General features: G+C 58.0%; 27 protein-coding genes. 18 read left to right on the top strand and 9 right to left on the bottom strand.

Annotated elements, in window-relative coordinates; translation table 11 throughout:
- Window positions 1-2 precede the first annotated feature (2 nt).
- Both GDA65_02035 and GDA65_02030 read left to right on the top strand, forming a co-directional pair.
- Window positions 3-1,112 carry a hypothetical protein gene (locus tag GDA65_02035; protein MBA5861477.1) on the top strand — a complete coding sequence of 370 codons (1,110 nt, stop codon included), beginning with the start codon at window positions 3-5 and terminating at the stop codon, window positions 1,110-1,112.
- On the top strand, window positions 1,109-2,188 hold the full coding sequence (locus tag GDA65_02030) for a phosphatase PAP2 family protein (protein MBA5861476.1): 1,080 nt from the start codon (window positions 1,109-1,111) through the stop codon (window positions 2,186-2,188). The genes GDA65_02035 and GDA65_02030 overlap by 4 nt, the downstream gene beginning before the upstream one ends.
- A 7-nt stretch (window positions 2,189-2,195) precedes the next feature.
- Here the strand turns inward: GDA65_02030 and GDA65_02025 are convergent, their stop codons facing one another.
- The 5 genes from GDA65_02025 to GDA65_02005 form a co-directional block, all read right to left on the bottom strand.
- The gene (locus tag GDA65_02025; GenBank protein ID MBA5861475.1) at window positions 2,196-3,992 is read right to left on the bottom strand and encodes a phospholipid carrier-dependent glycosyltransferase; all 1,797 of its coding nucleotides are present in this window, start codon (window positions 3,990-3,992) and stop codon (window positions 2,196-2,198) included.
- Window positions 3,992-4,291 (bottom strand): lipid A biosynthesis protein, encoded by a 300-nt coding sequence (locus tag GDA65_02020; GenBank protein ID MBA5861474.1) that lies wholly within the window; start codon window positions 4,289-4,291, stop codon window positions 3,992-3,994. The genes GDA65_02025 and GDA65_02020 overlap by 1 nt, the downstream gene beginning before the upstream one ends.
- A complete protein-coding gene (locus tag GDA65_02015) occupies window positions 4,288-5,064 on the bottom strand; it encodes a glycosyltransferase (GenBank protein MBA5861473.1) in 777 nt (258 codons plus the stop codon). Before GDA65_02015 ends, GDA65_02020 begins: the two co-directional genes overlap by 4 nt.
- Window positions 5,065-5,198: 134 nt before the next feature.
- Window positions 5,199-6,890 carry an ATP-binding cassette domain-containing protein gene (locus tag GDA65_02010; protein ID MBA5861472.1) on the bottom strand — a complete coding sequence of 564 codons (1,692 nt, stop codon included), beginning with the start codon at window positions 6,888-6,890 and terminating at the stop codon, window positions 5,199-5,201.
- A 348-nt stretch (window positions 6,891-7,238) separates the two neighbouring features.
- The gene (locus GDA65_02005) at window positions 7,239-7,814 is read right to left on the bottom strand and encodes a hypothetical protein (GenBank protein ID MBA5861471.1); all 576 of its coding nucleotides are present in this window, start codon (window positions 7,812-7,814) and stop codon (window positions 7,239-7,241) included.
- A 179-nt stretch (window positions 7,815-7,993) separates the two neighbouring features.
- On the opposite strand from GDA65_02005, the gene GDA65_02000 reads away from it, so the two are divergent.
- The 6 genes from GDA65_02000 to GDA65_01975 all read left to right on the top strand — a co-directional run bounded on the left by GDA65_02000 (window position 7,994) and on the right by GDA65_01975 (window position 14,941).
- Window positions 7,994-9,454, top strand: coding sequence for a hypothetical protein (locus GDA65_02000; GenBank protein MBA5861470.1), 1,461 nt, complete (start codon window positions 7,994-7,996; stop codon window positions 9,452-9,454).
- Between the two features lie 269 nt (window positions 9,455-9,723).
- Window positions 9,724-10,008, top strand: a complete 285-nt coding sequence (tatA, locus tag GDA65_01995; protein ID MBA5861469.1) for a twin-arginine translocase TatA/TatE family subunit — start codon at window positions 9,724-9,726, stop codon at window positions 10,006-10,008.
- Between the two features lie 93 nt (window positions 10,009-10,101).
- On the top strand, window positions 10,102-10,401 hold the full coding sequence (gene tatA, locus GDA65_01990; protein MBA5861468.1) for a twin-arginine translocase TatA/TatE family subunit: 300 nt from the start codon (window positions 10,102-10,104) through the stop codon (window positions 10,399-10,401).
- A 250-nt stretch (window positions 10,402-10,651) separates the two neighbouring features.
- Window positions 10,652-12,322 (top strand): hypothetical protein, encoded by a 1,671-nt coding sequence (locus tag GDA65_01985; protein ID MBA5861467.1) that lies wholly within the window; start codon window positions 10,652-10,654, stop codon window positions 12,320-12,322.
- A gap of 79 nt (window positions 12,323-12,401) precedes the next feature.
- The gene (locus GDA65_01980) at window positions 12,402-12,830 is read left to right on the top strand and encodes a hypothetical protein (GenBank protein MBA5861466.1); all 429 of its coding nucleotides are present in this window, start codon (window positions 12,402-12,404) and stop codon (window positions 12,828-12,830) included.
- A 248-nt stretch (window positions 12,831-13,078) separates the two neighbouring features.
- Window positions 13,079-14,941, top strand: a complete 1,863-nt coding sequence (locus GDA65_01975) for a RecQ family ATP-dependent DNA helicase (protein MBA5861465.1) — start codon at window positions 13,079-13,081, stop codon at window positions 14,939-14,941.
- A gap of 47 nt (window positions 14,942-14,988) precedes the next feature.
- Here the strand turns inward: GDA65_01975 and thrH are convergent, their stop codons facing one another.
- Both thrH and GDA65_01965 read right to left on the bottom strand, forming a co-directional pair.
- Window positions 14,989-15,609 carry a bifunctional phosphoserine phosphatase/homoserine phosphotransferase ThrH gene (gene thrH / locus GDA65_01970; GenBank protein ID MBA5861464.1) on the bottom strand — a complete coding sequence of 207 codons (621 nt, stop codon included), beginning with the start codon at window positions 15,607-15,609 and terminating at the stop codon, window positions 14,989-14,991.
- A 79-nt stretch (window positions 15,610-15,688) separates the two neighbouring features.
- Window positions 15,689-16,501, bottom strand: a complete 813-nt coding sequence (locus tag GDA65_01965; GenBank protein ID MBA5861463.1) for a YkgJ family cysteine cluster protein — start codon at window positions 16,499-16,501, stop codon at window positions 15,689-15,691.
- A 160-nt stretch (window positions 16,502-16,661) separates the two neighbouring features.
- On the opposite strand from GDA65_01965, the gene GDA65_01960 reads away from it, so the two are divergent.
- Window positions 16,662-17,033 (top strand): hypothetical protein, encoded by a 372-nt coding sequence (locus GDA65_01960; protein MBA5861462.1) that lies wholly within the window; start codon window positions 16,662-16,664, stop codon window positions 17,031-17,033.
- 34 nt (window positions 17,034-17,067) lie between these two features.
- On the opposite strand, the gene GDA65_01955 is transcribed toward GDA65_01960, so the two are convergent.
- Window positions 17,068-17,886, bottom strand: a complete 819-nt coding sequence (locus GDA65_01955) for a hypothetical protein (protein ID MBA5861461.1) — start codon at window positions 17,884-17,886, stop codon at window positions 17,068-17,070.
- A gap of 82 nt (window positions 17,887-17,968) precedes the next feature.
- On the opposite strand from GDA65_01955, the gene GDA65_01950 reads away from it, so the two are divergent.
- On the top strand, window positions 17,969-18,451 hold the full coding sequence (locus GDA65_01950) for an EVE domain-containing protein (GenBank protein ID MBA5861460.1): 483 nt from the start codon (window positions 17,969-17,971) through the stop codon (window positions 18,449-18,451).
- A gap of 59 nt (window positions 18,452-18,510) precedes the next feature.
- On the opposite strand, the gene GDA65_01945 is transcribed toward GDA65_01950, so the two are convergent.
- Window positions 18,511-18,759 (bottom strand): ImmA/IrrE family metallo-endopeptidase, encoded by a 249-nt coding sequence (locus GDA65_01945; protein MBA5861459.1) that lies wholly within the window; start codon window positions 18,757-18,759, stop codon window positions 18,511-18,513.
- Window positions 18,760-18,953: 194 nt separating this feature from the next.
- Between GDA65_01945 and GDA65_01940 the strand changes: the two genes are divergently transcribed.
- The 8 genes from GDA65_01940 to GDA65_01905 all read left to right on the top strand — a co-directional run bounded on the left by GDA65_01940 (window position 18,954) and on the right by GDA65_01905 (window position 26,088).
- Window positions 18,954-19,739 (top strand): hypothetical protein, encoded by a 786-nt coding sequence (locus GDA65_01940; GenBank protein ID MBA5861458.1) that lies wholly within the window; start codon window positions 18,954-18,956, stop codon window positions 19,737-19,739.
- Window positions 19,740-19,859: 120 nt separating this feature from the next.
- Window positions 19,860-20,951, top strand: coding sequence for a saccharopine dehydrogenase family protein (locus tag GDA65_01935; GenBank protein ID MBA5861457.1), 1,092 nt, complete (start codon window positions 19,860-19,862; stop codon window positions 20,949-20,951).
- A 7-nt stretch (window positions 20,952-20,958) separates the two neighbouring features.
- A complete protein-coding gene (locus GDA65_01930; GenBank protein ID MBA5861456.1) occupies window positions 20,959-22,515 on the top strand; it encodes an aldehyde dehydrogenase family protein in 1,557 nt (518 codons plus the stop codon).
- 10 nt (window positions 22,516-22,525) lie between these two features.
- On the top strand, window positions 22,526-23,092 hold the full coding sequence (locus GDA65_01925; GenBank protein ID MBA5861455.1) for a hypothetical protein: 567 nt from the start codon (window positions 22,526-22,528) through the stop codon (window positions 23,090-23,092).
- Between the two features lie 162 nt (window positions 23,093-23,254).
- Entirely contained in the window at window positions 23,255-24,331 is a 1,077-nt protein-coding gene (locus GDA65_01920; GenBank protein MBA5861454.1) for a cytochrome-c peroxidase, read from the top strand.
- Between the two features lie 111 nt (window positions 24,332-24,442).
- Window positions 24,443-24,949 carry a DUF1264 domain-containing protein gene (locus GDA65_01915; GenBank protein ID MBA5861453.1) on the top strand — a complete coding sequence of 169 codons (507 nt, stop codon included), beginning with the start codon at window positions 24,443-24,445 and terminating at the stop codon, window positions 24,947-24,949.
- Window positions 24,950-25,001: 52 nt separating this feature from the next.
- A complete protein-coding gene (locus GDA65_01910) occupies window positions 25,002-25,556 on the top strand; it encodes a DUF1264 domain-containing protein (protein ID MBA5861452.1) in 555 nt (184 codons plus the stop codon).
- 85 nt (window positions 25,557-25,641) lie between these two features.
- Entirely contained in the window at window positions 25,642-26,088 is a 447-nt protein-coding gene (locus GDA65_01905; GenBank protein ID MBA5861451.1) for a c-type cytochrome, read from the top strand.
- Window positions 26,089-26,227 lie beyond the last annotated feature (139 nt).

Raw genomic sequence — 26,227 nt, 5'->3', positions numbered from 1 at the left:
TCATGGTAGGAATGCTGGGGCTCGTGCTCTCCCTCGCTGCGACGAGTTCGGGGGGTGCGGCATCCAAGCCGTCAGAAACCGCAGTGACGCCAGCGGCCTCCTCCGAGCGGCACCTCACCAATATCAAGCAACTCACATTCGGACGGCAAAATGCCGAAGCGTATTTTTCGTTTAGCGGCGACAAACTGATTTTCCAGTCCACGAACAATTGGATGAAAGATACGTTTGCTGCGGCGATGCATCCGGCCGATATCCCTCTCGGCTGTTATCAAATGTACGTGATGGATCTCGTGAGCGAAAAGATCCGGATGGTCAGCACCGGTTCTGGCACCACGACCTGCGGCTATTTCTTCCCCGGTGACCGGCGCGTGTTGTACTCGTCCACTCATCTGCGAGGCCCCAATTGTCCCCCCAAACCGAAGCGGGATGGCGGTGCCTACCGGTGGGCGTTGGATGACTATGATTTGTTCTCCGTCCGGATTGACGGGCTGGACCCGCAGCGATTGACCAATACCCCCGGATATGACGCCGAGGCCACGGTGTCCCCCAACGGGAAGACGATTGTCTGGACCTCCATGCGCGACGGGGATTTGGATATTTACACCATGGATCTGGACGGAACGCATCCCCGGAGGCTGACCCAGGAAATCGGGTACGACGGCGGGGCGTTCTTCTCGCCGGACAGTAAGCGGATCGTCTATCGCGCGCAGCATCCGAGCAATCAGGACGAACTGGATCAGTACAAATCGCTGCTGGCTCAAAATCTCGTGGAGCCGGGCCGCCTGGACATCTTTATCATGAACGCCGACGGGTCGAACAAGCAGCAGGTCACGAGTAACGGCGCGTCGAACTTCTCGCCCTATTTCCATCCGGATGGGCATCGCGTCATCTTCTCGTCCAATGTGGAAACGCGCAATGAAGGAGGGCGGCCTGAGTTTCATTTGTATCTCACCAATGAGGACGGCTCAGGCCTGGAGCGATTGACGGTGGCCGGAAAGTTCAACAGCTTTCCCATGTTCTCTCCGGACGGAAAGCACCTCGTGTGGGTGTCAGACCGGAACGCGAAAGAGCCGGGAGAATTCAACGTGTTTCTTGCCGACTGGGTTCCATGACCGAATCAGGTGACGGGCAGGCTGCGCCGGCATCGGCGCAGCCTGGGCCACCACCGGATTGCCCGCCGGTCCCGGCGGTGATCCTCTCCGCGCTTGTGGTGCTCGGGTCATTCGTCGCGCTCTTTTACATCGATATTCCCATCCTGCGGTTCCTCCGCTCGCATAATCTGTCGGCGCTTCAATCCTTGGGCGATCTTGGCGAAAAACTGGGGAACGGGGGGACGTTGATTACCATCAGCGTGCTTCTCCTGGGAACCGGATATCTATTCAAGCGACAAACTTGGATTCGTACGGCGGTGGATAGTCTGCTTGCCCATGGGGCAGTGGCATTGCTGGTGAACAGCCTTAAACATATCATTGGCCGTCCGAGGCCGCGCTTGACCCATTCTGACGGATGGCACTGGTGGCCCTCGTTACAGTCGGGGTTAGACTCGTTTCCCTCAGGCCATACCTCGGCGACGGTTGCCGTGGCGACCGTCTTGGCGCGCGCGTTGCCCAGGTGTTCATGGCTCCCGTTTGTCCTGGCCGGATGGGTCGGGGCCAGCCGGATTTGGAGAGGATCGCATTTCCCCGGCGACGTGGTCGGCGGGATGGTGTTGGGCTTTATGGTCGGATCGGTCTTCAACGGGCCGCTGCATTGGTGGGGCAGATCTTCCGCCCAGGCGATTGTCCGCATCGCGCCTGTCGTCTTGTTGCTGACAGGTATGTTCTGGGTGCTCACCCATCGCATTGTCGATCCGGCGATGGATCACATGCTGGTTGCGTCCGGGGTGCTGCTGGTGGTTGCAGGTTGGGTGCTGCAGGTGATGCCGCAACGGAGATCGGTGACCGGCCGCGGGGTGAAGGCGGTCGTAACCTCGAAAAGCTTGTTGCTGGCAGGGGTAGCGGTTGCGACCGGAGCTCCGCTCGTGATCGGACTCACCGGTCTCCTGTGTGTGGCGCGATGGAATGCTGCCACAAAGGACTCCGGTTTATTTGCTCCGCCATCCTGGCGCAAGGCCGGACTTTGCGCGGCGGGAAGTCTTGCGGGGGTCATCGCCGCCCAGTTCCTCAAAGGCCTTGTGCCGCTGCAGTGATGAACGATCAGTGCCCGGGAATCCGGACCGCTGGTTTCTCTGCATCCTCCGGGACGTGAATCAGCGATTGGTTCGCCAGCAGCGTATAGCCAAATTGTTCAAGCAAGACTGGATAGTCTATGGTTTCCACCGGCAATCTATTTCTGAGTTCCGTCGGCAGGAGGATCATCGTGCGGTTTGGCTGAGTCAGGTAAGGCTTGATGTTTGCCTCCTCATTCTTGGGAACCATGATGGCTTTCCGTTGTGCATAGAACACTAATGAAGGTCGAGGCTGACCATAAATGATCAACCGATCGTTCGGGCCGAGATTCATTCCGGCAATCTCTGCCAGCCGTTGCGGTGGATCGATGACCACGAGATGCACCAATGGAAAGATGAGTTGTGTGGTCGCCAGCACCACAAGAGCCAGCGAGCCTCCGGCCGCCCAGAATGCAGCGGGTCTTCTTGTTTCGCTGAATCCAAAGTAGGCGACGAGGCCCATGCCCACCAGGAAAATCGAGGCGATGGTATAGGGGCCCGGTCCGAGCCCCACCTGTCTCGCCAGGGGAAATTCATTGATCAGTTTTGGGGCTAACCATGTGGGGTAGAGGGGTGGTAATAAAGCAAAAGCCAGTGCCAGGATACAGCCCACGGCGGTAATGGTGTGGATGGCGGCGCGTAGGTTTGGCGCAGCATGGTCGGTCACACAGCGATTCCAGAAGGACGCCGTCAAGATCGCCGCAGCGGGAAACAGTGGCCCGATATAATGCGGCAGACGCGTGGAAGAGAGACTGAAAAACACGAGCCCCCCCAACACCCAGACAGCGGCAAACCACTCGAGCGCCGGTGAGGACCGGGTTGAGTCCTGGTCCTGAGCCGGCGCGAGTGCTCCGGCCTGTCGTGCCTCCCGCCAGCTGCGATAGGCCTGGTACCAGGCAAAGGGCAGGAGTCCGCTCCAAGGGAAGAACCCGAGAAGGAACACGGGCAGGTAGAACAACAGGGTGCCGCCGTGTCCTTCCATGGTTCCAAAGAAACGGCCGATCGTATCGCCCTGCGCGGAGGCCGTATACCGTTGTCCATGAAGGTTCAACATCATGAGATACCAGGGGAGGGCCAGGGCGAGAAAAAGGAGAAGGCCAGGAAAGAGCTGTCCCTGCCGACGGAAGAGCGGCCAGGAGCGCGTGAGCCAGAGATACGGCCCCACCGCCAGCAGAGGAATCAGAAAGCCGATCGGTCCCTTCGTCAGCGTCCCGAGCGCCATGCCGATGTAAAAGAACCATATGAAGTGGCGTTCACGTCCCTCTCCATGGAGGCCCAGCCAGAACCCATAGAGAGACAGCGTGGTAAAGAAGATCAACACACTGTCGGTGAGCGCCATGCGACTCAGCCCGATGATCTCCAGATTCAACAACAGCATGGCCGCGCCGAACAGGCCGGTCACCGGTCCTCGACACCGTGTCAAAAACACATACTGAAGGAGGATCAAGCCTAGACCGAACAGGGCGGACGGAAATCGCGCCGCGAATTCGTTGACACCGAACAGATGGTATGAGGCCGTCATCAGCCAATAGACGAAGACCGGCTTGGCGAAGCGCGGCTCATAGTTGAACGTGGGGCTGATGTAATTGCCCGTTTCGTACATTTCCCGGCCGGCTTCCGCGTTTCGCCCTTCATCCCGATCGGTCAGGCCGAGGGACCCGAGCCCGACAAAGAACAGCACGGCAGCCAAGGCCAACAAGACGAGGAGCGTCACTGGTTGAATCGATCGGTCAATTGGCGCAGGCGTCTGCAAAGACGGGACTTCTCCGTTCATATGAGGTTCCATTACGATTTGATCGCCGGGGATGCTGTGCCGGAGTCGGCAGAGTTCGGGCGGTGAATGAGCATGAGGTTGCGGAGATAGACGATACTGCCGATGCTCTGTCCGGCAATGAAGACCGGGTCCTGCCGATAGATGGCGTACGCGAGCGTGATCAACCCGCCGATCATGCTCATATACCAGAACGCCGTCGGCACGCGGCTCTCGGCATGGCGCTCAGAAGCGATCCACTGGACCACCCAGCGCATAAAGAAGATCCCCTGTCCCAGGAATCCGATAATCAGCCAAATGGTATCGAGTGTCATAGCTGTACGGAGGCCGAGGTCGAACGGGAAGCGGAGGTGGCGGCGATGCGGTAGTGATACCGCAGGCAGCGGTGCTGCATCCATCGTACGGCCACCAGATCGTACAGGCCTTTGAACAGACGGTTGCCAACGCCGTATTTCGAGGTTCCGCGCGTGCGCGGATAATGGCGCACCGGCACCTCGGTGACGGTGAACCCGTGCATCAGGGCCAGGGCGGGGAAAAACCGGTGCATGCCCTCAAAGAGCTGCAGTTTTTCCACCACTGCCCGGCGAAAGAGTTTGAGCGAGCAGCCGGTGTCGTGGACACGGTCGCCTGTGACGGCGCTGCGGACCTTGTTGGCAATCCGGGACGAAATCTTCCGTGTCAGGTTATCGTGGCGGTCTTTTCGCCAGCCACAGACGAGATCGAAGGTCTGGATGTGCGGAAGCAGCGTCGCGATATCAGCCGGGTCGTTTTGCAGGTCGCCGTCGATGGTCATCACCAGTTCTCCTGTCGACTGCTTAAACCCCGCGTCGAAGGCCGCCGATTGCCCGTAGTTGCGATCGAAGTGAAAGACCTTGACCGTGCGGTATTGCGCGGCCAGGCCATCCAGTACGTCTGAACTGCCGTCCGAACTGCCGTCGTCGATAAAGATCAACTCGAACGGGGCCGATCGCGACTCTTCCCGGCCATCCAGGACCTTCACCAATTGCTCTGTCAGGGGGACCAGATTGTCGCGTTCATCCTTGATCGGGATGACCACGGAAGCCCATGGGCGGGTAGCCACAGTCATGGAGCGGGATCAGTTCCTTTGCGCAGCCGTTGATCAGTATGCACGGGGCATATTCTACAAAACGCACGGAGGGGTGGTCAAACGATTCTGTCTCCCGCTCAACGGTGTTGTTGATTCATGCGGATCAGGACGTGCTAATCGATGGACACCTGCCGGTCGACATGTGTTGAAAAGGTCGGATCGTTCGAGACGAAGATCACCGACCAGCGCTCGTCTTTCGCGCAGAGTCGGCGAAGCAGCAGTTCCCTTGTGGCGGGAAGCAGATTGTGGAGGGTTCCGTCGAAAATGAGAATTTGCGGACGGGTGACAATCGCGCGGGCCACGAGAAGGCGGAGAATCTGACTGACTGAGAGATGCGTCTCCCCACCGGAGACGGGGGTATTCAGGCCTTGGGGCATTAAATCGATGTCGTTGTCCAACTCCACAAAACGCAACGCCCATTGAAGATCTTGGTATTCGATCGTAGGTCTGCCCAGCGTGATGTTGTCTTCCAGCGTCCCGTCGAGCAACGTGGGATGGGAGTCCAGGATGAGTCCGCGCACACGGCTGATCGAGTCGCGCCTCACTTCGGCCAGATTCATGGCGTTGTACCGAACGAATCCGGTCGAGGGTGGGTGAAGACCGGCCAGGACTTTGGCAAGGGCGGTCTTGGCCCTGTTGGTGCCGCACAAGACGCTCACGGTTTCTCCCGGGGCTACCTCCAGAGCCACGTTCTGAAAAATCGGCACCCCGTCCTGAGCAGTGTACGAAAGGTTCCGACACGTCAGGCGAATGCCGGAGTCCACGAACTGCGTCGCCGGCAGTGTTTGCTTCGCGCCGTCCTCTTCTGTGGGCAGGGAGAACACGGCGGCCATTTCGCGGCAGGACACGAACGTAAAAAACATCGCGACCATACGCCGAGCCAACGTGTCCATGTTGAGCAGCAGGTTGCCGACCAGCACTTCGGCGGCGGCGAATTGCCCGACCGTCAATTGTCCATCAACCACCAGGAGTCCCGCTGTGATGAGGAGCCCACTATGGCCGACGACTTGCCACAAGGCCGCGGCTTTATACTGCCGTCCGGTAAGCGTATCGGAACGTCGCTGCCGAATTCGGGCATAGATGCGGGTCAGGGTATCGGTTCGCTCCAGCAGATACGGGCTGTCTCCTGCTGCCCGGAGGTGGGGAAGATTGTGCGCGATATTCTGAATCCAGCCGAATATCTCATAGTGCAAACGGGACATTTCTAGGGTGATAAAGAATCCTCCTCGCCCAAACAGGGTGAGCAAGCCCACAAACCCGAGAATCAACACCAGAATGTAGAGCACGAAGTAGGGATGAAACAGGATCAGCAGGGTCATCCCGATGGCGCCGACCACGGCGACGTTAAAGAGATCTGCCACCATGGCCACCAGGGCGCGGGTCAGCAAGTCGGCCTCCATGAACCGGTAGGCTTGCGGCATGGCACACGTATTGTCGCGAAGGCGGGGCAGCAGGCGGGTGAACGCGATGGCGACGCGCGTGTAGATCCGCTGTTGCAAGGTCTCCACCGCGCGCGCCTGTAGCACACGAAAGGCCGCGACGCCGGTCAAGGAACTGGCGACGAACAGCGCCAGCGTGAAAATCATGCGGGGTTCCATTGCAAAGGAGAACGTGCTGACGAGCTCCTGGACGGCAATGGGGACACAGAGGAGGAAAAATCCAATGGCCACTGCATAGGAGGCAATGATGCCCAGGATCGATCGCTCCAGTTTCAGCAGTATGCCCAGGTGAGCGAAAATGTCGCGGAGGACTGTCGTCAGTTGATATTGGGGATAGGCCGGTGTCGTTGCGGGGGACTGGTTCACAAGAAACTCCTACCGCGTGGGCGCTGGTAGGAGTTATCAGCCGTGCGAGGTTCGCAATCGGCGGTTCTCGGTGAACTCCATCACCGGAGGGATGCGTACGGCGGGGCAAAGTCTAGACTGAGGCCCCGTCTTTCGTCAACACCGTGCGACGTTCATTGGGGCTGATGTTCGCGAGCCGTACTGGTTTCGCACGCTGCAGCCTTGCTGGACGAATTGTTTGCGCATCCGGTTAGCGGAGGAAGAGGGATCTGACGATCAAGGCCGTGCCGGACAGAAAGAGAAATGCGGCAACCCGGCATAGCCCGATCCTGGCGCGGCCGTCAATCGGTCTGGGGCAGGCCTGTCCGGTTACCGGATTTTGGCAGGGCCATCCGATTCCGCTGCGGCGGTGATGGTGAAGCGCATGGTGCCCATCAGGCTCATGTCGTTGATTTGCTCGCCGGCGTGGATTTCCACCCGATAGCGTCCCGGTTTCCAGCCGCTGTCCGCAGGAAATAACTTCAGATAGCCGGTTTGATCTTCCAGGGCGATGTACATCGCATCTTCAGCGATCACGAGGCTTGTGTCCGCTCCAGCCACGTCCTCGGGATAGCAGCGCCCGAAGACCTGAAACGATTGGTAGTGCTGGTGCAATTCAAACACGATGAAGATGGGTTTGGTACCGGCGAGGAAGCGCTCGGTTGGTTTGACGGGAACAATTTCATGGGTCCGCTGGAACCCCAATTCTTCGTCGAACCCTTCGGCAAGCACAATGTGGCGAAACATGCCTTCAGGCGGCGCATCGAAATTGTACGGTTTGGCGCTCTCGATACGGTTCTGAAAATCCGGAATCGGGACGTTGCGCGTCAGGGGGAGCTCCTCGGCCAAGAGGAGGGAGCCGGAGAGAAGAACGATGGGACAGGCAAGCGCGCACACCGATCTCATCCTGTCTTGGTACACTCTGCCCGGCGGGCCTGTCAAGAATGCGTCAGCCGCCGGAGCCTCGGCCGGCGTGTCTTTGACGGAGAAACAGTGCGGATGATGGGATGTTGGATTCCTCCAGAAGAGGTTGCGGCTGAAATTTGCTTCCTGTTAGACTTTCCCTCTTTTTACGGGGGGACAGCATGGAACAGCACCTCATGACACCAGTCGAGGATCCCGATGCGCTACCGCAACCGATCGGAGAATATAAGCCGGTCGATTACTGGCAGGCCCATATCAACACTCTGTTCTATCAACTGCGGGGTGATCAGCAACGCAGTTTCTATCAGACCTTCGCCTCGGCCGACTATCGGTTGGCCCATGCCTTGGCGGCCGATTATTTCGAACAGGTGGTCAAGCGTGACAAGAAGGCCGCTGCGAAGCCTTCTGCGTCGGGTGATTCCGCTACCCGGTCATCCTTGATCGTGATGGAGTGGGGGCCCGGCAACGGCAACCTGGCGGCCTGCTTCCTCAGCCATTTGCAGCGTCTCGACAAGGCGGGTCAGGTCTATCCCCGAGTACGCTATCTGTTGGTCGATTCCCACGCCCCTGCGCTGGAGCGGGCGCGCGCACATCCTGATCTGGTCCCGCATGTGTCCAAGGTCGAGTCCCTCTGCGCCGATGTCGAACATCTGGCGACAATCGCCGACGGCACGGTTGATCGGATTCTCTGTAATGAGCTGTGGAACGAATTGGCCACCAAGCTCATTGCGAAGAAGGGCGGCGAGTATGAGGAAGAGCATCTCCGCCCGAACCTCAATGAGCGCAAGGCGGCGGCGATTGCCGATTGGTCCGGCTTTGTCCGCGCGTTTGACGCGAAGGACATCGAGAAGTTGAAACAGTTCCCGCCTTTTCTGGACGATCTGATCTGGGAGCGTGAATATCACAAAGTGGATTGGAAAGACGTTCCCTATCGGAAGACCCTGACCGAATTTATGAAGGCGATCGACGATGAGGTGTTAGTGCCGGTGAATCTCGGCGCCTGCGCGTCGATCAAGGAAGCGAAGCGGGTGCTGGCGCCCGATGCCGTGGGATTCAGCAGTTTCGATGCAGGAACGGCGGACATGCAGGTGCTCAACGATCCCGAGAAGCCTTGTTATGGCCTATTCGGCGGCCAATACAGTTTCATGGTGAACCTGGCGCTCATTCAAGCCGTGGCCAAGCACCTGGGGATCACGACCACGACCATTGAAACCCAACGGGAGTTCGTGGGCAGCCGACTCGGGACGAATGTGATGACGCTGATGGATCTGCTGGCCTGTCATCCGACGGTGGGTTCTAAGGTTCAACCATGGGAGTTGGATCGGCTGACGTTGAAAACCATTCGCACGCTGAATGACATCTACGAGAGCCCGTATCAACGGAAGATCGAGTTCCCCCTGCGCAATGAAATGCCCGCGGAAGAACGGGAGGCCGCGCAGGGGACGCTCCTTTCCATGAAACCCAATGGAATTCCCGATACCATCGCCTATGTCACGGAAGAAGAGTTGAGTCAGGCGCAGGGCGAGTTGGAATCGCTCGGGTACGAGCGAGAGTCCTGGTTGATGGCCCTTGGCGCACCTCCGAGTCCCGTCGAATACTATCATTTCGGGTTTCGGCCGTAGGGGTTGATTTCGCCATTGGAGGACGGGGACGCAAGGAGGCGTTTGTAGGAGAAAGAGCTTGACTAATTCCAGTCATTTCTATAGCCTTTCCCGCGATTTCCGATAGAAGACCCGTCCTTCTCCGTGCGTGGCGAAAATTCAGAAGGGGTTGGGGCTCGCAGGCAAGATCATCTCAGACGACCTACTTCACGAGAGGCAGTCGAGTCGCCGGTTCGTGGATGTCTGTCGTGCGAATAATCGCACAGCTGTAACAAGGAGCATACAGTACCATGTTTGGTTCGTTCGGCTGGATGGAGCTGCTGCTGATTCTCATCATCGTGCTGATCATCTTCGGGGCGGGGAAAATTCCCCAGCTCGGTGAGGGATTAGGTAAAGCAATCAAAGGGTTCAAGAAATCGGTTCACGAAGCGGATGCCATTGACGTGACGGCAAACGAAACGGAACCTGCCGCGGCTCAGCCGGAGGCACAAATCCAGCAAACCGGACAGTCGGCCACACCGCCGCCTGCGCAGCAGGCCGGTGCGGCTCCACCGCCACGGACGACGCAGGGGTAACTTGCGAGACTGAGGATGCAGACCGGGTGACGGCCATTTCATCTCGAGGTCGCAGCACCGGGTCTTTTACACAATCACCTCAGTGGGAACACCATGTTCGGTCTTGGCGCTGGAGAAATTCTCATCATCCTGGTCATCGCGTTCCTGTTGTTCGGGCCCAAGCAATTGCCCGAAATCGGGCGTCAGGTGGGCAAGGCCGTCAAGGGATTCAAGGAGACGGCGGACGATCTGAAGAAGACGGTAGAACCCGAACTCAACATGATCCAGCAGGAAATGAAGATGGTCGAACAGGATTTCGAGTCGTCGATGAAAGAAGCGGAAGAGCAGATTAACCACGCAACATCGGGCGTAGAGCACGGGGCAGAGGAATCGGGTTTGCCCAAGCAGGCCTAATACCATTTTATACTCGCTCTACGGCTGTGAAGGGAGGTGACCACAGCAACAATACAAGACTAACGGTGTGACGGGCTCGCTTCGAGATCGAAGCAGGGTCATGATCGGATGGTGGGCACCATTCTGGTTCGGCAGACCTAGACCCGCACACATAAGTTGGCTTTGTAGTGCAATAGCGGTTGGATTTTAGGCGGCACCCGGAGTGAATGGGTACACAAAGGGTTGCCATCCAATTCACAGGAGGAACGCTATGAAACGCATCCATGGACGGACCAGGTGGGGCCGGTTGGCCGCCATCTTCGGCGCTGCGGCAATCTCAGCTCTGCAGTGTCTGACGCTCCCGGCCTTCGCCGGATTCGAACTTCCCCCGGGCGAACGTATCACCAATCTCCCAGCTATCCCTCGTAACATGCCGCAGAAAGAAGCGTACGAACTGTACGATCCGGTCATCGGCCGGAATTTCGACATCAAGAACCTCTGGATGCGCGCCGACCTGCGTGTGCGTCCGGAAATGCGGAACAACGCCTGCTTCGGCGGTGCGCAGGGGGTCGGGGGAACATGTAACTCGTTCGGAACCAGAGGGACTGCTCCCAGTGGTGGTAACAAGGGTAACGACATGTTCGTACAGCAATGGATGCGATTGGGCATCGGGTATGATTTGTCGCCCGACGTGAACTTCTATGTGGAAATTATCGATAGCGCGACCTGGGGCGGCAACGGCAGCGCCGTGAATGCCGGCAACGGCGGCGACCCCCTGAACCATAATGGTGGTGCTGCGGGTGGCTCGGGAAATGGAGGCCGCTTAGGTGTCCGCGCGGCCTACATGTTGATCAGAAACCTGGCCGATGTGCAGGGCTTGAGCGTGAAGGTCGGCCGTCAATACGTGGTCTTCGGCAATCACTCTCTGTTCGGTCACTTCGACTGGGCCAACACCGGTTATTCGCATGACGGTGTGATGTTCGCGTATCAGACCAAGAATTGGGACAGCTACTTCGGCTGGTTCCGGAATTCGGAAAGCGATCTTGGTCAGGCCGCCCCGGTCGGCAGCGGCGCTCCTAACATCGCTGGCTCGGGTGGACAGGACGCGAACCGTGATGCCGACATGTTCATTTTCTACAACCAGATCAAGATGGTCCCCGGCATGGTCATCGAGCCGTTCTATGTGTTGTACCAGAATCGGTACGGTACTGCTGATAACGGTACCGCTGCGTCAGGCCTTGGTACGGCCAAGCACTCCAACCAGACCCGTCACATGATCGGAAACCGGGTTGAAGTGCGCAAGGGCGGGTTCGATTTCTCGAACGAAATCGCATACCAATTTGGCCAAATGGGGCAAACTGGCGCATGTACTGGTGAGCAAAAGTGTATTCATATCAATGCTTGGGCCACTAGAAACTGGATTGGCTACACGTTCTACGACACGGCCTGGAAGACCCGCCTGGCCTTCAACCTCGATTACGCGTCCGGTGACAGCCGGAACAATTGTGCCACGGGCGGTGGTGGAAATATGGGTTGTAAGACAGCCAATACGTTTGAAAACTTCTTCCCGACGAACCACATCCACATGGGCTACATGGACGTGCAAGCGTGGAAGAACATGCTCGCACCGTCCGTCAACTTGCAGGCCCGCCCTTCGGCGCGTGACCATATCGAATTGTGGTATACGAACCTGAATCTGGCCAATTCCAAGGACTGTTGGTATCGCGGATCTCAGGGGTGCTATGTCTTCTCCAACAACACGAACACGAAGACCCACATCGGCGATGAAATCGACGTGGCTTACACCCGGATGTTCGCCGACGGCAAAGTCGCCCTGCAGGCTGCGTATGGCACCATTTTCGCTGGCGGCTATTTGACCAGCACCTTGAACCAGACGCAGAATCAGCACTGGGCCTATATGTCGTTGTGGATGAACTTCTAGGAAGAAGCGATCAGGTTACAGCTTTCAGCTGACAGCGTCCTTGCTGATCGCTGATGGCTTTCACCAAAGGAGACACGCAATGAAGAAACTCATGTTCGTAACGCTGGGCGTCGCGGCGTTGGCGATCGGCAGTCAGCCGGTCACCGCGCAGGCCCAGGTCGCGGATGCGATTCAAGCAGTGAACGATGCCATCGTCGAGTTGACCGATGCGCCGGGCCTCGGCAAGCGGACGACCGTCGATGTGACGAAGCGGTGGGGATCTGATCGGTCCGTCATCGACAGCGCGACGGCAAAACTCCAGGATGGGCTCAGCAAGGCTCAGTCCGGCGGAGTCGGCGCCGATGCCATGCGTCAATTGAAGATGGCGGTGGATTACGGCAAGGCTCGCTTGCACAAGGAAGCTCGTTTGTCCGCACAGGGGGCATTGCGCTATCTGTGCGTGGCGAATCAGGATCAGGGCCCAGGTTGCGATACGGTGCCGAAGTTCGGCAGCTACACCGCGCCGTAGCCAGACGTTTGGCGATCTTCGAGGTATGAGGGGAGATCCCCTGTCTGTCTCGACGCCTGAAGCCCCGCCGGGTGATCCCCGGCGGGGCTTCTTTTTTGGAGGGGAGTGGGACGAATCGAGCAGCCGCTGAGGTTTGTTGCAGATGCCTGTCATGCTCTCGACCCTGACGGCTTGCCCGTGGTTCGCCGGGCGTCTTATACTCGGCTCGTTCGCCATGTGCATCGTGGGTCTGTTCCTGAGTTCTCCCCGTGGATGATCTGAGTAAACAGCTGAGCCAACAATTCGGATTTTCGTCATTCCGCCCCGGCCAACGGGAGGTGATCGATGCCGTGTTGTCCCGTCGCGATGCCATGGCCGTGATGCCCACCGGCCAGGGGAAATCCCTTTGCTATCAGTTGCCGGCCACCATTCTGCCCGGCCTGACGCTGGTCATTTCTCCGTTGATCGCCTTGATGCAGGATCAGGTGAATAGTCTGAATGCCCGCCACATTGCCGCCGCGGCGTTCCACTCCGGTCTTTCTGAACAGGAGCGGGATAAAATCGTGCTGCACCTCAAGTTGAGACGGCTCCAGCTACTCTATCTCGCCCCTGAACGGATGCAGCACGAGCGCTTTCTTCGCCTCTTGCGATCATTGTGGGTGTCTCTTCTGGTTGTGGACGAGGCGCATTGCATTTCGCAGTGGGGACATGATTTCAGGCCTGACTACCTGAATATCGGTCGCCTGCGCCGGGAGCTCGAAAATCCGCCCTGTCTGGCCTTAACAGCCACCGCCACGGCGCGAGTGCAAGCGGATCTCTGTGAACGGCTGGCGCTCCACGATCCGTTGCGGCTCGTCACGGGGTTTCGTCGGCCGAATCTTGCCCTCTCGGTTCGCCGGTGTCGTTCGCGTCAAGAGAAACTTGCCCAATTGGAGCGGGTGGTGCGCGACTACCCCACGGGGGCGCTGCTCATCTATTGCGCCACGCGTCGCGCGGTGGAGGAAGTGGCGGCCTGTCTGGGGCGCTCCAATTCGTCTGTCGGGTATTACCATGCGGGCCTGTCGGATGAAGAGCGGCGATCGGTTCATGAGGAGTTTCGCGTGGGGACGATCCGGATATTGGCGGCGACCAATGCGTTCGGCATGGGGATCGATAAGTCGGATGTTCGCCTGGTCGTTCATTTTGATATTCCCGGAAGCCTGGAGGCCTATTACCAGGAAGTCGGACGGGCCGGGCGTGACGGGCAGCCGGCCGCGTGCCTGTTGTTGTTTCATGAGCGGGATGTCGCCACGCAGGAATACTTCATTCAACAGGCTTCCAAAGAATCCGGCAATTCAGCGCGCGTGGAACGCATGAAGACGTTGCTCCAAGATTTGCTGGACTATGTGTCGGTGACGACCTGCCGCCAGCTTGCCATCCTGGACTATTTTAGCGATGAGGTGGAGCGGGCCCTGGGGCCATGTGGGTTGTGTGATTGTTGTCAAGCGCCGTTGCAGGCGCCCGCGGACCTCGTGAATGATGAGGCCGGGTGCGCAAAGGCCGTCCTTAGCGCAGTAGCCTGGTGCGGGGGGCGATTCGGAGTGACCCGAATTGTGGAGATGCTTCGCGGAAGTCGTTCGAAAGGCTTGCTGGCCTATGGTGCTGAAGATTGTCCGGGGTATGGACTGTATCAAGCCTGGACGAAGACGGCGCTGACTCGTCTCGTGAAAGCCCTGGTCGACTCCGGCTATCTGCAAGTAGACGGCCTGGAATATCCCACCCTTGACCTGACTCGGCGCGGGCAGGAGGTTATGAAGGGCGTCAGTTCCGTGGACGTGAGTCAGGGGGGCGAGTCTTCGACCACGCCGCGCCTAAAGACACCGGTGAGTGGCCGGAACAACTCCACGACTGCATCACTCACGTCGTCCGTTGATCCGCAGTTGTTCGAACGGCTGCGTCAATTGCGTAAAGAGTTGGCTGAGGAGGAGGGCGTGGCGCCCTTCGTGATTTTTCACGACAAAACTCTTCGCACAATCGCCGGGCATAAACCGGTGACGCTCAGCGCGCTGTTGGAGATTCCCGGAATCGGGGAGATCAAGGTGGAGCGATACGGCCGACGTGTGCTTGGTATCGTGAATGAGGAATGCCGGTAAATTCCTTCGTGTAGTGGTCTTCCGCCCTTCCTCTCACGCTCCTGTTCCTAGGCTCTCAGCCCTCCCGCTTTACGGAACTGTTCCTGCAATTCCGAATAGGTGGTGGTCACAGGAAATTGCGGGAATTCTTTTGGTAGATGTGCCGGCGGACGGAAGAAGAACCCGGCATGGGCTTCTCCCAGCATGGCGGTATCATTGTACGCATCCCCGGCGGCCATGACGTGGAAATTCAGGTTCTTCAACGCGGCGACCGCGTGTTTCTTCTGGTTGGGTTGCCGGAGTTTGTAGCTGACAATACGGCCGTTAGGGCCGATTTCCAGCTGATTGCAGAAGATGGTGGGGAAGCCCAGTTGCCGCATCAATGGCAAGGCGAATTCATAGAATGTATCGGACAGAATGATGACCTGGGCTCGTTCGCGCAGCCAGGCAATAAATTCGGCCGCCCCCTCCATCGGGCCCATGGCGTCGATCACCGATTGAATGTCGGCGAGGGTGTACCCATGCTGATCAAGGATCTTCAACCGCCGCGTCATCAAGGCGTCATAGTCCGGCATTTCGCGGGTGGTGATTTTGAGTTCTTCAATGCCGGTCTTGATGGCAAAGTTGACCCAGATTTCAGGAACCAACACGCCTTCAAGGTCGAGACAGGCAATTACGGGATTCTGCATGCATCTCCTCCAGCAAATCGTACAGTTTAGATAGTGAGTGGTGGGTGGGGTACAGCATCACTCACGCGACGTTCAATACTTAGAAAACTGCCTTCTCTCCAGCGCTTCCGCGCCGGGCCCTTTCCTGAGCCAGGTATCGCCCAATTTTGTCGATGGCCTTTTCGAACAATGCTGTGCCGGCCCATCGGCCAGCCTGCTCGGCGCGATGCCGTTTGGCCCAGTCGACGGCCAGCGGGAGCGGGATGAGTCTGGGCGTTGTGCCGGTCAGGTCCGCCCAGAGCAGACTCAGCGCAGTACTCATGCGCACTGCAACGGGAACCGGTCGGATCGTCTGATTGGTCATGTCTTGGCAGTCGGTGGCGGGCGAGGTGACGGCGAGTTCCCGGCAGGCTGCCGGGCGATCGTCGTAAATGCTGCACACTTCATTGTCGAGAAAAGGGCAGGGCATCCGAAGGGCATAATACGCCCGGTTCAACGGTTCGATGGCTTCGTCACTGACCGGGTCGGGAGACTCAGCCAAAGCGGACAATTGTGTCAGGATTCCGGCTCGGGCCAGCTGTTGCTGCGCCACGTCAATTTTCGACAGGAGCCGTTCGCGCTCCGGTGGGGCGAGGCGGTCGAGGCTCTGTGCGAGGGCAAAGGCTTCGGGTGCGGAAATCGGCACCAGCATGCGGCAACAGGCCGCGCAGCCTTTGTGACAGGACACGGTGTGACCGCCTTGACGTACATGGCCGAGTTCCAGCGTTTGGGCCTCTTCGCCGAGGCTGCGCATCAGGGGAAGGATTGCCGTCACCGGCACGAAGCTCGTCGGAACTCCAACGGCGGTGGAGACTTCGCCGATCGGGGTCTGCAGAGAAATTTCGAAGTGGTCCACTCGTGTCTGTTGACTCACGGATATGATGGTAGCTCGTTTCTTGCGGTCATGAATAGGGATAATCCCCGTTATGGTGTGTTGCCGCAGCTATCATAGAGAACCATCGAATCGGCGGTCAACCGAGGATGCCGGACTCCGGTCTTGCTCCACGGGGAGGGTTGCGGCTACTCTATCGTCGATGCGTGTATCCGGTCATATCATCGGCTTACTCAAAGAATATATGCGCGATCTCGTTGAGCAGGCTCGCCAGGAGTCGCAGGCTCAGCAGGCATTCGGCTTTTCCGCGCCTCCGTATCAGCCGGATCATGCCATTGCGGATTTGCTCTCGATTTTGGACGACCGGATCGAATCCGAAGGGCTGCAAGTCGGCATGCCGCTTGAGTTCCTCCATGAAATGTGGCGGCATTGTAACGAGGCGCGTAGCGAGGTGATAGAACAGGTGTGGCTGGAAACCAATCTTGGTCAGCCGGGCTCATCCAAGGCGCGGATTCGAGAGTTAACCTACGCCGCGCTCATCACGCATCTCGAAAAGGACTCCGCGACAGAGTAACCAATCGCCGGATCGCAAATCGTGAGAACGTCGCTCAGGGTTGCCACTTTCCGGTGATCCAATAGACCAGGATTCCAGCCACTTCGTCGATGGTCTGCGTGCTGAGAAGGAGAGCCCGGGCGGTGGGGATGAAGTCGAACACGGTTTTCTGTTCCCAGGCCTGTTGCGGGTGATGTTTCGATTCATACCCGCAGGCAACCGGGGTAACCTGAAAGCCTTGCTTCTCAAACAAACCCACGGCGCGGGGGAGGTGATAGGCGGCGGTGACCAGTACGATGTGGCCTGGACCCAGAACGGCTTTGGCCTGCACTGCGTTTTCGTATGTCGTTCGGGAGTTCTCCTCCACCTGAATGACCGATTCCGGCACGCCAAGGCGGAGAGCCCACCGTTTCATTTCACGGGATTCCGGCGGTCCGGTTCGAAGCACGGTTGCGTCGCCTCCTGCGAGTAACAGCCTGGGAGCCAGGCCCTGGAACCACAATTCGGCGCCGCAGGCGGTACGCTGGCGTGAGGCCTCTGAGGTTTCGTCGGCCGGCCGCAGCGATCCTTTGTGAAAGACACCCCCTGCCAGGACAACCACGGCGTCGAATTTCGATGCGGAGGACGCTGTGAACGGCGGATACCGTGCCTCAAGCTGGGAGATATACATACTTGAAAGAATGGGGGTGGCGGTAAGGAACAGGAGCAGAATTGTGCTGAAGGCAAAGCGCCTGACCCAGGTGGTTCGTCGAGGCGTGACGGGCAGGATGGCGAAGAGCAGGGTGAACAGTCCTGCAGCGATGATCCATGTTAAGGGGTACAGCAAATATTTCGAGGCCTTGTATACACCGAACCACATGGGGGTTAGATCCATAGGTGCTCCAAAGTTGGCCGAAGAGGTAGAACGCCCAGCATACACGCAGGTGTGAGAGACACCAAGTATTCAGGAGGATTGCATGGCAGAGGGACGACATTACTGGTTGATGAAATCCGAGCCCAACGCGTTTTCAATCGACGATCTGGCACGCGCGCCCAAGCAGACAACGTCCTGGGATGGTGTCCGGAACTACCAGGCGCGTAATTTTTTGCGGGCGATGAAAACCGGTGATCAGGTCTTGTTTTATCACAGCAATGCCCAGCCTCCTTCCGTGATGGGGATCGCCGAGGTGGTGAAAACTGCCTATCCAGACGCGACGCAGTTCGATCAGAACGATGCGCACTACGATCCGGCTAGCGTTCCCGGCCAGCCCCGGTGGGATGTGGTGGATATCCGGTTCGTGCGCAAGTTTGCGGCGCCGCTCTCGTTGGATTTTCTACGGGAGCAGGCCGGTTTGAAGGGGATGGAATTGCTTCGAAAGGGATCGCGCTTGTCGGTGCAGCCTGTGCAGCCCGCCGAGTGGAATGAAATTCTTCGACTCGCCCGCGCTCACGCCGGCTGAGGTCCTGCTCCGGGGCAGGATTGTTTCTTCATTCTCCCTCTTCATTCCCAAGGCAAGGGTTAGCTACGGGCTTTTCCGTCGTCCAAATAGCGATGTTGCCAATCGAGCCAGGCATGGCCGAGCTCATGGGCGAGAATGTAGCGTCGTCGCGTGACGGGGAGCCGCTTGCGGATATAGATCGTTTTCGCTTCGTTGTCCCAAATTCCATCCGCGTTGGCATCCTGGCGGTCCATCTCCGAATCGGTGACTTGCCGGATCATGATGTGATAACCGAATGGAAGGACGACTTTGTTTGGTATTCGCACCATGTCCCTCACTGTCTTTACTTATGGGCGCGCTCTGCGCCAAATTCCTGCTCCCGGATAGCCTAACATATTTCCTGTTTCGTCATCCCCGTTTAAAAAGTGATTGTTTTCAGTTAGTTGCGTCGAGTTCCCCTGTCTCCGCATGCCTCCTGACCTCATAGTGTCTCCCGGCCCCGAGATCGTGTTGAGGATTTCAATTGAAAGATCGGATGGTGTATCATCCGTCCATGGTCGATAAACTTCTCGCTCAAGAACTTGCGAAGCCCTACCCGTCGGTCGTCAGGATTGTGGGAGTGAAGATCCGTGACCGCGGTGAGGTCAAGAAATTCGATGCCGGGGAAACCGGCCTGACTGTGGGCGATCGCGTATTGGTCGAGGTTGCCGGCGAACTGAGCTATGGAGTCGTCTATGGGGCCCCTCAGGCGGTGCCGTTTATTCCGCCCATGCGTGTCTTGCAGTCCATTGCCCGCAAAGCCACCGCTGAAGATGCGGCGACGATCGATCGCTACGAACGGCTGGCTTCCGAGGGCATGAAGGCCTGCCGGGAACAGGCCGCAGCACTGGGACTCAGGATGAAACTGGTCGAAGTGTTCTGCTCGTTTCATCGCCGGCAGATGACCTTCGTCTATACGGCTGAGGATCGTATCGATTTCCGCGAATTAGTTCGCCTGCTCGCTCGCCGGTTCGGCGGGCGGATTGAAATGCGTCAGGTGGGGGTCAGGGATGAAGCAAGCCGATTGGGCGGGATCGATACCTGCGGATTAGTCTTGTGCTGCGCGGCATTTCTGACGGAAGTCAAACCGGTGACCGTGAAACAAGCTCGGGTGTTAGGGCTTCCGGTGGATGACCCCAAGTTGCTGGGAGTCTGTGGTCGCCTCAAGTGTTGCCTGCTGTTCGAGGCGATGGAGAGTCAACCCGTCTCCTCATCGTCGAAGTCGTCCGCGCTCATCACACCCGCTCGTTCCCGTCTGGCCTCCTCCTAACCTGCACCCATTCCGATACGCCTTTTTGTTGTAGACGTCCGCTCCTCTCGTACCCATCGGTTGCGCTCATAACGTCTCGTGATTTGAACCTGAAAGAGTATAATGAGCAGGAGGTGACAGATGCCTCAGGTGCTGGTGCTCGGATCCGGGAAAATCGGGTCTCTCATCGCAGGGCTGCTGTCGGCCAGGGAACAGTACCAGGTGCATCTGGCCGACCTCACCCTGGATGCGCCAAAACGATTGATCGATGCCCTGGCGCTTTCGACGGTGACTCCCTGCGCATTGGACCTGCGCCGACCCGAGTCGGTGGTCGACTATGTTGTTGCGCACGGCTTTGACGCCGTGATCTCCAGTCTACCGTATTTTTATAATGCGGCGGTCGCAGAAATTGCGCGAGCGCATCATCTCCACTATTTTGACCTGACCGAAGACGTGGCCGTGACCAGCCGCGTCAAGGCCATCAGCGACGGCGCCGACCGGGCGTTTCTTCCTCAGTGCGGGCTGGCGCCCGGCTTCATCAGTATCGTTACGAACGACCTGATCGGCCATTTCGAAGCGATCGACAACGTGAAGATGCGCGTTGGCGCGCTTCCGGTCCACCCGAGTAATGCCTTGAAGTATTCCCTGACGTGGTCGACCGACGGGTTGCTCAATGAATATGGAAATGTGTGTGTCGGGATTGAAGGCGGGGAAGAGGTTCACCTGCGGCCCTTGGAAGGATATGAGACAATTGAATTGGACGGTCTGCTCTACGAAGCGTTCAATACGTCGGGCGGGCTGGGCACCCTCGCGGACACCTATCGTGGCCGGGTTCGGACGATGAATTACAAGACGCTGCGGTATCCCGGCCATTGCGAAAAGATCCAGTTTCTTATGAACGATCTCAAGTTGAATGAGGACCGGGAGACGCTCAAACGTATCCTGGAGCAGGCCATTCCGCAGACGCACCAGGATGTAGTGTTGATATACGCGGCTGTCACCGGCACGCGGCAGGGTGAGTTGTTTGAGGAGACCTACGTGAAGAAGGTTTATCCTCAAACAATGCTCGGACGGACGTGGTCTGCGATTCAAGTCACGACGGCGTCATCCCTTTGCTGCGTCGTGGACCTGGTTATGACCAAGCCATCAGCCTATCGGGGATTCATCAGGCAGGAACATTTTTCTTTGCAGGACGTCTTGGACAATCGCTTCGGGGACTGTTTCCGTCCTTAGATGAATGATGACGACGGAAGAACTATTCACACAGCTGGGTTTGGCCCGGGAACAGTCGGGAGGCGGCTGTGCTTCCTCCGCCTGGACACGTACGACGCATGCCGGAGTCATGGAATCCAGAAATCCGTCGACAGGAACGACGCTGGCGCGGGTATATGGTTGCTCCGATGAGGATTACGACGCCCTGGTGACCGGTCTCCAGCAGACTCACCGGTCATGGCGGACGGTACCGGCCCCCAAACGAGGCGAGGTGATTCGTCGGATCGGACAGGCGTTGAGGGAACAGAAAGAGGCTCTCGGCAGTCTGATTTCTCTCGAAGTGGGGAAGATCAAGGCTGAGGGCGATGGTGAAGTGCAGGAGATGATCGACATGGCTGATTTCGCCGTCGGGCTCTCCCGCATGTTGTACGGGCAGACCATGCATTCGGAACGGGCGCAGCACCGGATGTACGAACAATGGCACCCGTTAGGCGTGACGGGCGTGATCACCGCGTTCAATTTTCCGGTTGCGGTCTGGGCCTGGAATGCATTCATCGCTGCCGTGGCGGGGAATACGGTGTTGTGGAAACCCTCCCCCAAGGCGCCGCTCTGCGCTGTCGCCATACAACACCTCTGCAATCGTGTCCTGGAAGAGGCCGGATACCCCGGTGTGTTTGCGCTGATGACAACGGATCGGGTTGAACTGGCCGAGCGCATGGTTCGAGATGAACGGCTTCCTCTGATCTCTTTCACCGGTTCTGTGCCGGTGGGAAGGCATGTGGCGGAAGTGGTCGGGCGTCGCCTGGGCCGCAGTCTGCTGGAATTGAGCGGGAACAACGCCATCATTGTCGATGAGACCGCCGACCTCGAATTGGCCACGAGAGCGATTGTCTTCGGGGCCGTCGGCACCGCGGGACAGCGCTGCACCAGCACCAGGCGTGTGATCGTGCAGGAGTCCCAGTACGAAAAGTTGATACCACGGCTCCTTTCCGCCTATGCGCGGGTGACGATCGGGGATCCGCTTCAGCCGAATGTCATGATGGGACCGCTGATCGATGGCGAGGCGGTGGCGCGATATCGGTTGGCACTCGATGCGGTGATACAAGCAGGCGGTGAGGTGCTCTGCGGAGGGCGGGTGTTATCCCGTCCGGGGTATTTTGTCGAGCCGACGATTGTCCGAGCCCAGAATCATTGGGAGATTGTTCAGCAGGAAACGTTTGCGCCGATCTTGTACGTGATGACCTATCGAACCCTGGATGAGGCCATTCATATCCAGAATGCCGTGTCTCAGGGATTGTCGTCCGCGCTGTTTACCACTCATCTTCGCCATAGCGAGGTGTTTCTCTCGACCCTGGGGAGCGATTGCGGCATTGCCAACATCAACATTGGCACCTCTGGCGCGGAGATCGGGGGCGCATTCGGCGGGGAGAAAAGCACGGGCGGCGGACGGGAGGCAGGATCCGACGCCTGGAAGGCGTATATGCGGCGTCAGACCACCACGATCAATTGGGGGACTGAATTGCCGTTGGCACAGGGTGTTACGTTTGGTCGGGCGGAAGGAGGGAACCATGGGGCAAGCCGCTGATCTTGATGCCGTGATTGCTCGAATGACGGCCGACTTTCTCGCACAGAATAGCGCGGCCGGCATGCTGCGCCATGCGTTGGACGACATTGGGGTCGGGTTTGTGCCGGTCATGGACCACTTGACGATCAGAACCATGAACATTGATCAGCGGGCGGAGGAATTCATCGCCCTCGGGTACGACTACGATGAAACAATTTACTACGACGATTGGTATGCAAAAGTCTTCAGGAAAGCCGGATATCCGGCCTTGTTTGTCGACCAGGCGTATCCAGACGCTCGTGGCCAGACCAGTATTATTCCGCGTTGGGTCGAAAAGTTCGGCGATGGTGTGTTTCATCATGTGGCTGTCCGGGTAGAGAATATCGAGCACGCGATTCTGAAGCTGAAATCGAAAGGTGTGGTCTTTGCCGGGGAAATTGTCGGGGCGCGGGGAGGCCCGCTGCGGCAGATTTTTACGGCTCCTGAGATGATTGACGGCCAGCCTTTTTCGGTCCTGGAACTCGCCGAACGGCATCACGGCTATCTGGGATTTCTTCCGCCGCAAGCCGACAGTCTCATGCGTTCCACCCTGCGCTAGATGCCCTGTTGCCTTCACTGGTCCATCGCGGCCAGCCGCACGTATGGGGCGGTGTCTCACTGTCAATGAGACTCTCGACCAGCTCCACGAATCTGCGTACAATGTCCGGCGTGGTGGCAGTCATTCCATTGGTTCGGCGTCACGGAATCCATACAGGAGGTCATGCATATGGCGCGAACGGTTGTGCCGCTCTGCTTCATCTTCGTACTGATGGTTGTCTCTGTGTTCGGGACCGGCGAGAGTCTCGTGGGCGCTTCTCCTTCAGCCCATGCGCCGCACGGGACCGTGACCATCGACAACACAACGGTGCCTGATATCGGGCCACTGCCGACTGTGGTTCCGACCCCTTCTTCGAACCTGAATTACGCTGCGAAAATTGAACTTGGAAAGCAGCTGTATTTTGATGGACGACTCTCAAAAAACAACGCGATCTCCTGCGCGTTCTGTCATAACCCGGGAACCGGATTTGCGGACCCCCGGCAGACGTCCATCGGGGTGGGCGGCGGAGTCGGTGGTCGCCAATCGCCGACCGTTTACAATGCAGGGTTCAATCACGTGCAATTTTGGGACGGCCGTGCGCGATCGTTGGAAGAGCAAGCGATAGGGCCGATCCACAACCCTGTTGAGATGGCGGAGACCCACGAACATGTGGTAGCCAAGTTGGGGAAGATCAAGGGCTATCAACAGCAATTCCGGGCCGTCTTTGGGACGGATGTCAATTTACAGGGCATTGCCGAGGCCATTGCCGCCTATGAGCGGACGGTACTCTCCACGAATTCCGCGTTTGACAAATACGTACTCGGCGACGCGAAGGCCATGGACGAAGCGGCGGTTCGAGGGTTGGGACTCTTCAGGGGAAAGGCCCGTTGTATTCTGTGTCACAATGGGGCGAACTTTACAGACAACCAGTTCCACAACCTCGGGGTCCCTCAGGTAGGGCCGATGAAGGAGGATCTGGGACGGTACAGTATCAGTAGGGCGGAAAAGGACAAGGGGGCGTTCAAAACGCCTACTCTTCGCAGCATTACCGAAACTGCTCCCTACATGCACGATGGCGCCTTCAAAACATTGGAGGAGGTCGTCGACTTTTTAGATCAAGGCGGCGGCAGCAATCCTGCGCTAAGTCCGCTCATGCGCCCGCTGAGTCTGACTGCGGAGGAGAAAGCCGATCTCGTCATGTTCCTGAAGGCGTTGACGGGAGAGCCGATACCATTCAGCATGCCGAAGTTGCCAAAATAAATCGCGAATCCTTTCGGACAGCTGTGACTCTTACGGGCTGAGAGGCACGATGGATAGGTCTGTCGCTAGGACATATCAACGCATTCCAACCCCAACCAGAGGAGGCCTTCTATGTTTCGACATCTTTGCGTGCTTGGCGCGAGCACGCTCGCACTCGCCATTGGTGGGCCAGTATCGGCAGCGGACATGAAGCCGGGTCCGGCCGACGGGTTCGATATTCATGTGATGGCCCCGCATAAGATGGAAGACGGGTCGGTGGCTGGCCCCTTCCATCACTACTGCAAAGCGATCAAGCCTGAGGTTCTGCAGTGTTTGTTGTTCGAATCCACTGAGCCGAATGCCGTGTTGACCGATGTCGAGTACTTCGTGGCGAAACCCGTCTCTCGATCAGCGGTATCACTCGATGTGTGGAACAAATTCTATCACGATCACGAGGTCGAAATTGCCACCGGTCGTGTTCAGGTGCTGGACATGTCGGATGCGCAGGCCAAGGAGGTGGCTGCGGCGGCAGCCAAGACGGACGGCATTATTTTCCATTTATGGCCTAAAGGTGCGAAAGCTCCTGACGGATCGGTCGGGCATCCGACGTCAGTGGGGCATAAGCCTCGGACGGAATAACATTGGTTTTATGAAAGATCGATAATTTGTCGACCTATGTAAGGAGGCCATGATGCGAAGTGCGATTGCAATGATCGGGCTGTGTGCGGCGGCCTTCACGGCTGCCGGCTGTGCGGAAACGTCTCACGAAATGAAGTCCGCGGCCGCGGCTGCTCCGGCCGCAGCAGCGGCGAAAGCCATGCCGACACCGGCTCAGGGGTATACCATCCACGTGATGGCCCCCCATAAGTTTGAAGACGGGTCGGTACATGGCCCGTATCACCATTACTGTAAGCCGATCTCGCCGGAGATCTTGCAGTGTTTGTTATTTGAATCGACGGACTCGAACGCGTTGCTGACCGACATCGAATATTTCGTGGCGAAATCCGTGTCGCGAGCACATGTTCCGTTGGAGACCTGGAATAAGTACTACCACGATCACGAGGTCGAAATTGCGACGGGACGGGTTCAGATCCTGGATATGCCGGATGCGCAGGCGAAGGAAGTCGCCGCCGTCGCGGCGAAGACCGACGGCATCATTTTCCATCTCTGGCCGGACGGGGCGAAGGCGCCGAACGGGGAAGTGGGGCATCCGCAGTCAGTCGGCCACAAGCATCGGACGGAGTAAACAGACTGCCTGAAGTCACCGGGCGGAGAGGACAGGTTCTGCGTCCTCTCCGCCTGTGCTGTTTTGTAGAGAGGAAGAAGCTGTGATGAAAGCCATGCGTCCCTTTCTTTTGGCCTGGGCTTTGGTCAGCGCGGGGACCGTCGTGTGGCCCGCGGATTCCGAAGTGTTGCGTCCTCGCGTGCCGATCGATCAGATAGAATCGGCCCGTATGGTGACGAATCCATTTCCTGTGACTCCGGAGATGCGTGAAAAAGGAAAGCTCCTGTTTGAAGGAAAAGCCTTCTGTCGTGCCTGTCACGGGGCTGATGGGAAGGGCCTGGGTATGGATTTGGACTATTCCACGTTTAAGGGCCCGCTTCCACGAAATTTCACGGACAAGTTGTGGCAACAGGCCCGCACGGACGGCGAACTGTTCTGGATTCTAAAAAATGGGAGCCCGGGGACAGATATGGCCTCGTTCATCCCTTTGGTCCTGACGGAAGAAGAGGCCTGGCAAGTGCTGATGTATGTGCGTTCATTCAGCGGGAGATGAGGCGTGGATCGGCACCTGACCGGGCTTTGCGGCCAGGATTTCTTGCAGGCTGCCTAATTAGTGCAACATGTGTCCGGTTCTTCCGCTATCTGCGAGCGGTTAACCTGGCCGAAAAAGTTTTCTATACTGACGATGCTTC

Source organism: Nitrospira sp. CR1.1 (assembly GCA_014055465.1).
Taxonomy (GTDB): Bacteria; Nitrospirota; Nitrospiria; order Nitrospirales; family Nitrospiraceae; genus Nitrospira_A.
Note: the sequence above shows the minus strand (reverse complement) of the source record. Positions and strands in the feature narration are given on the sequence as shown.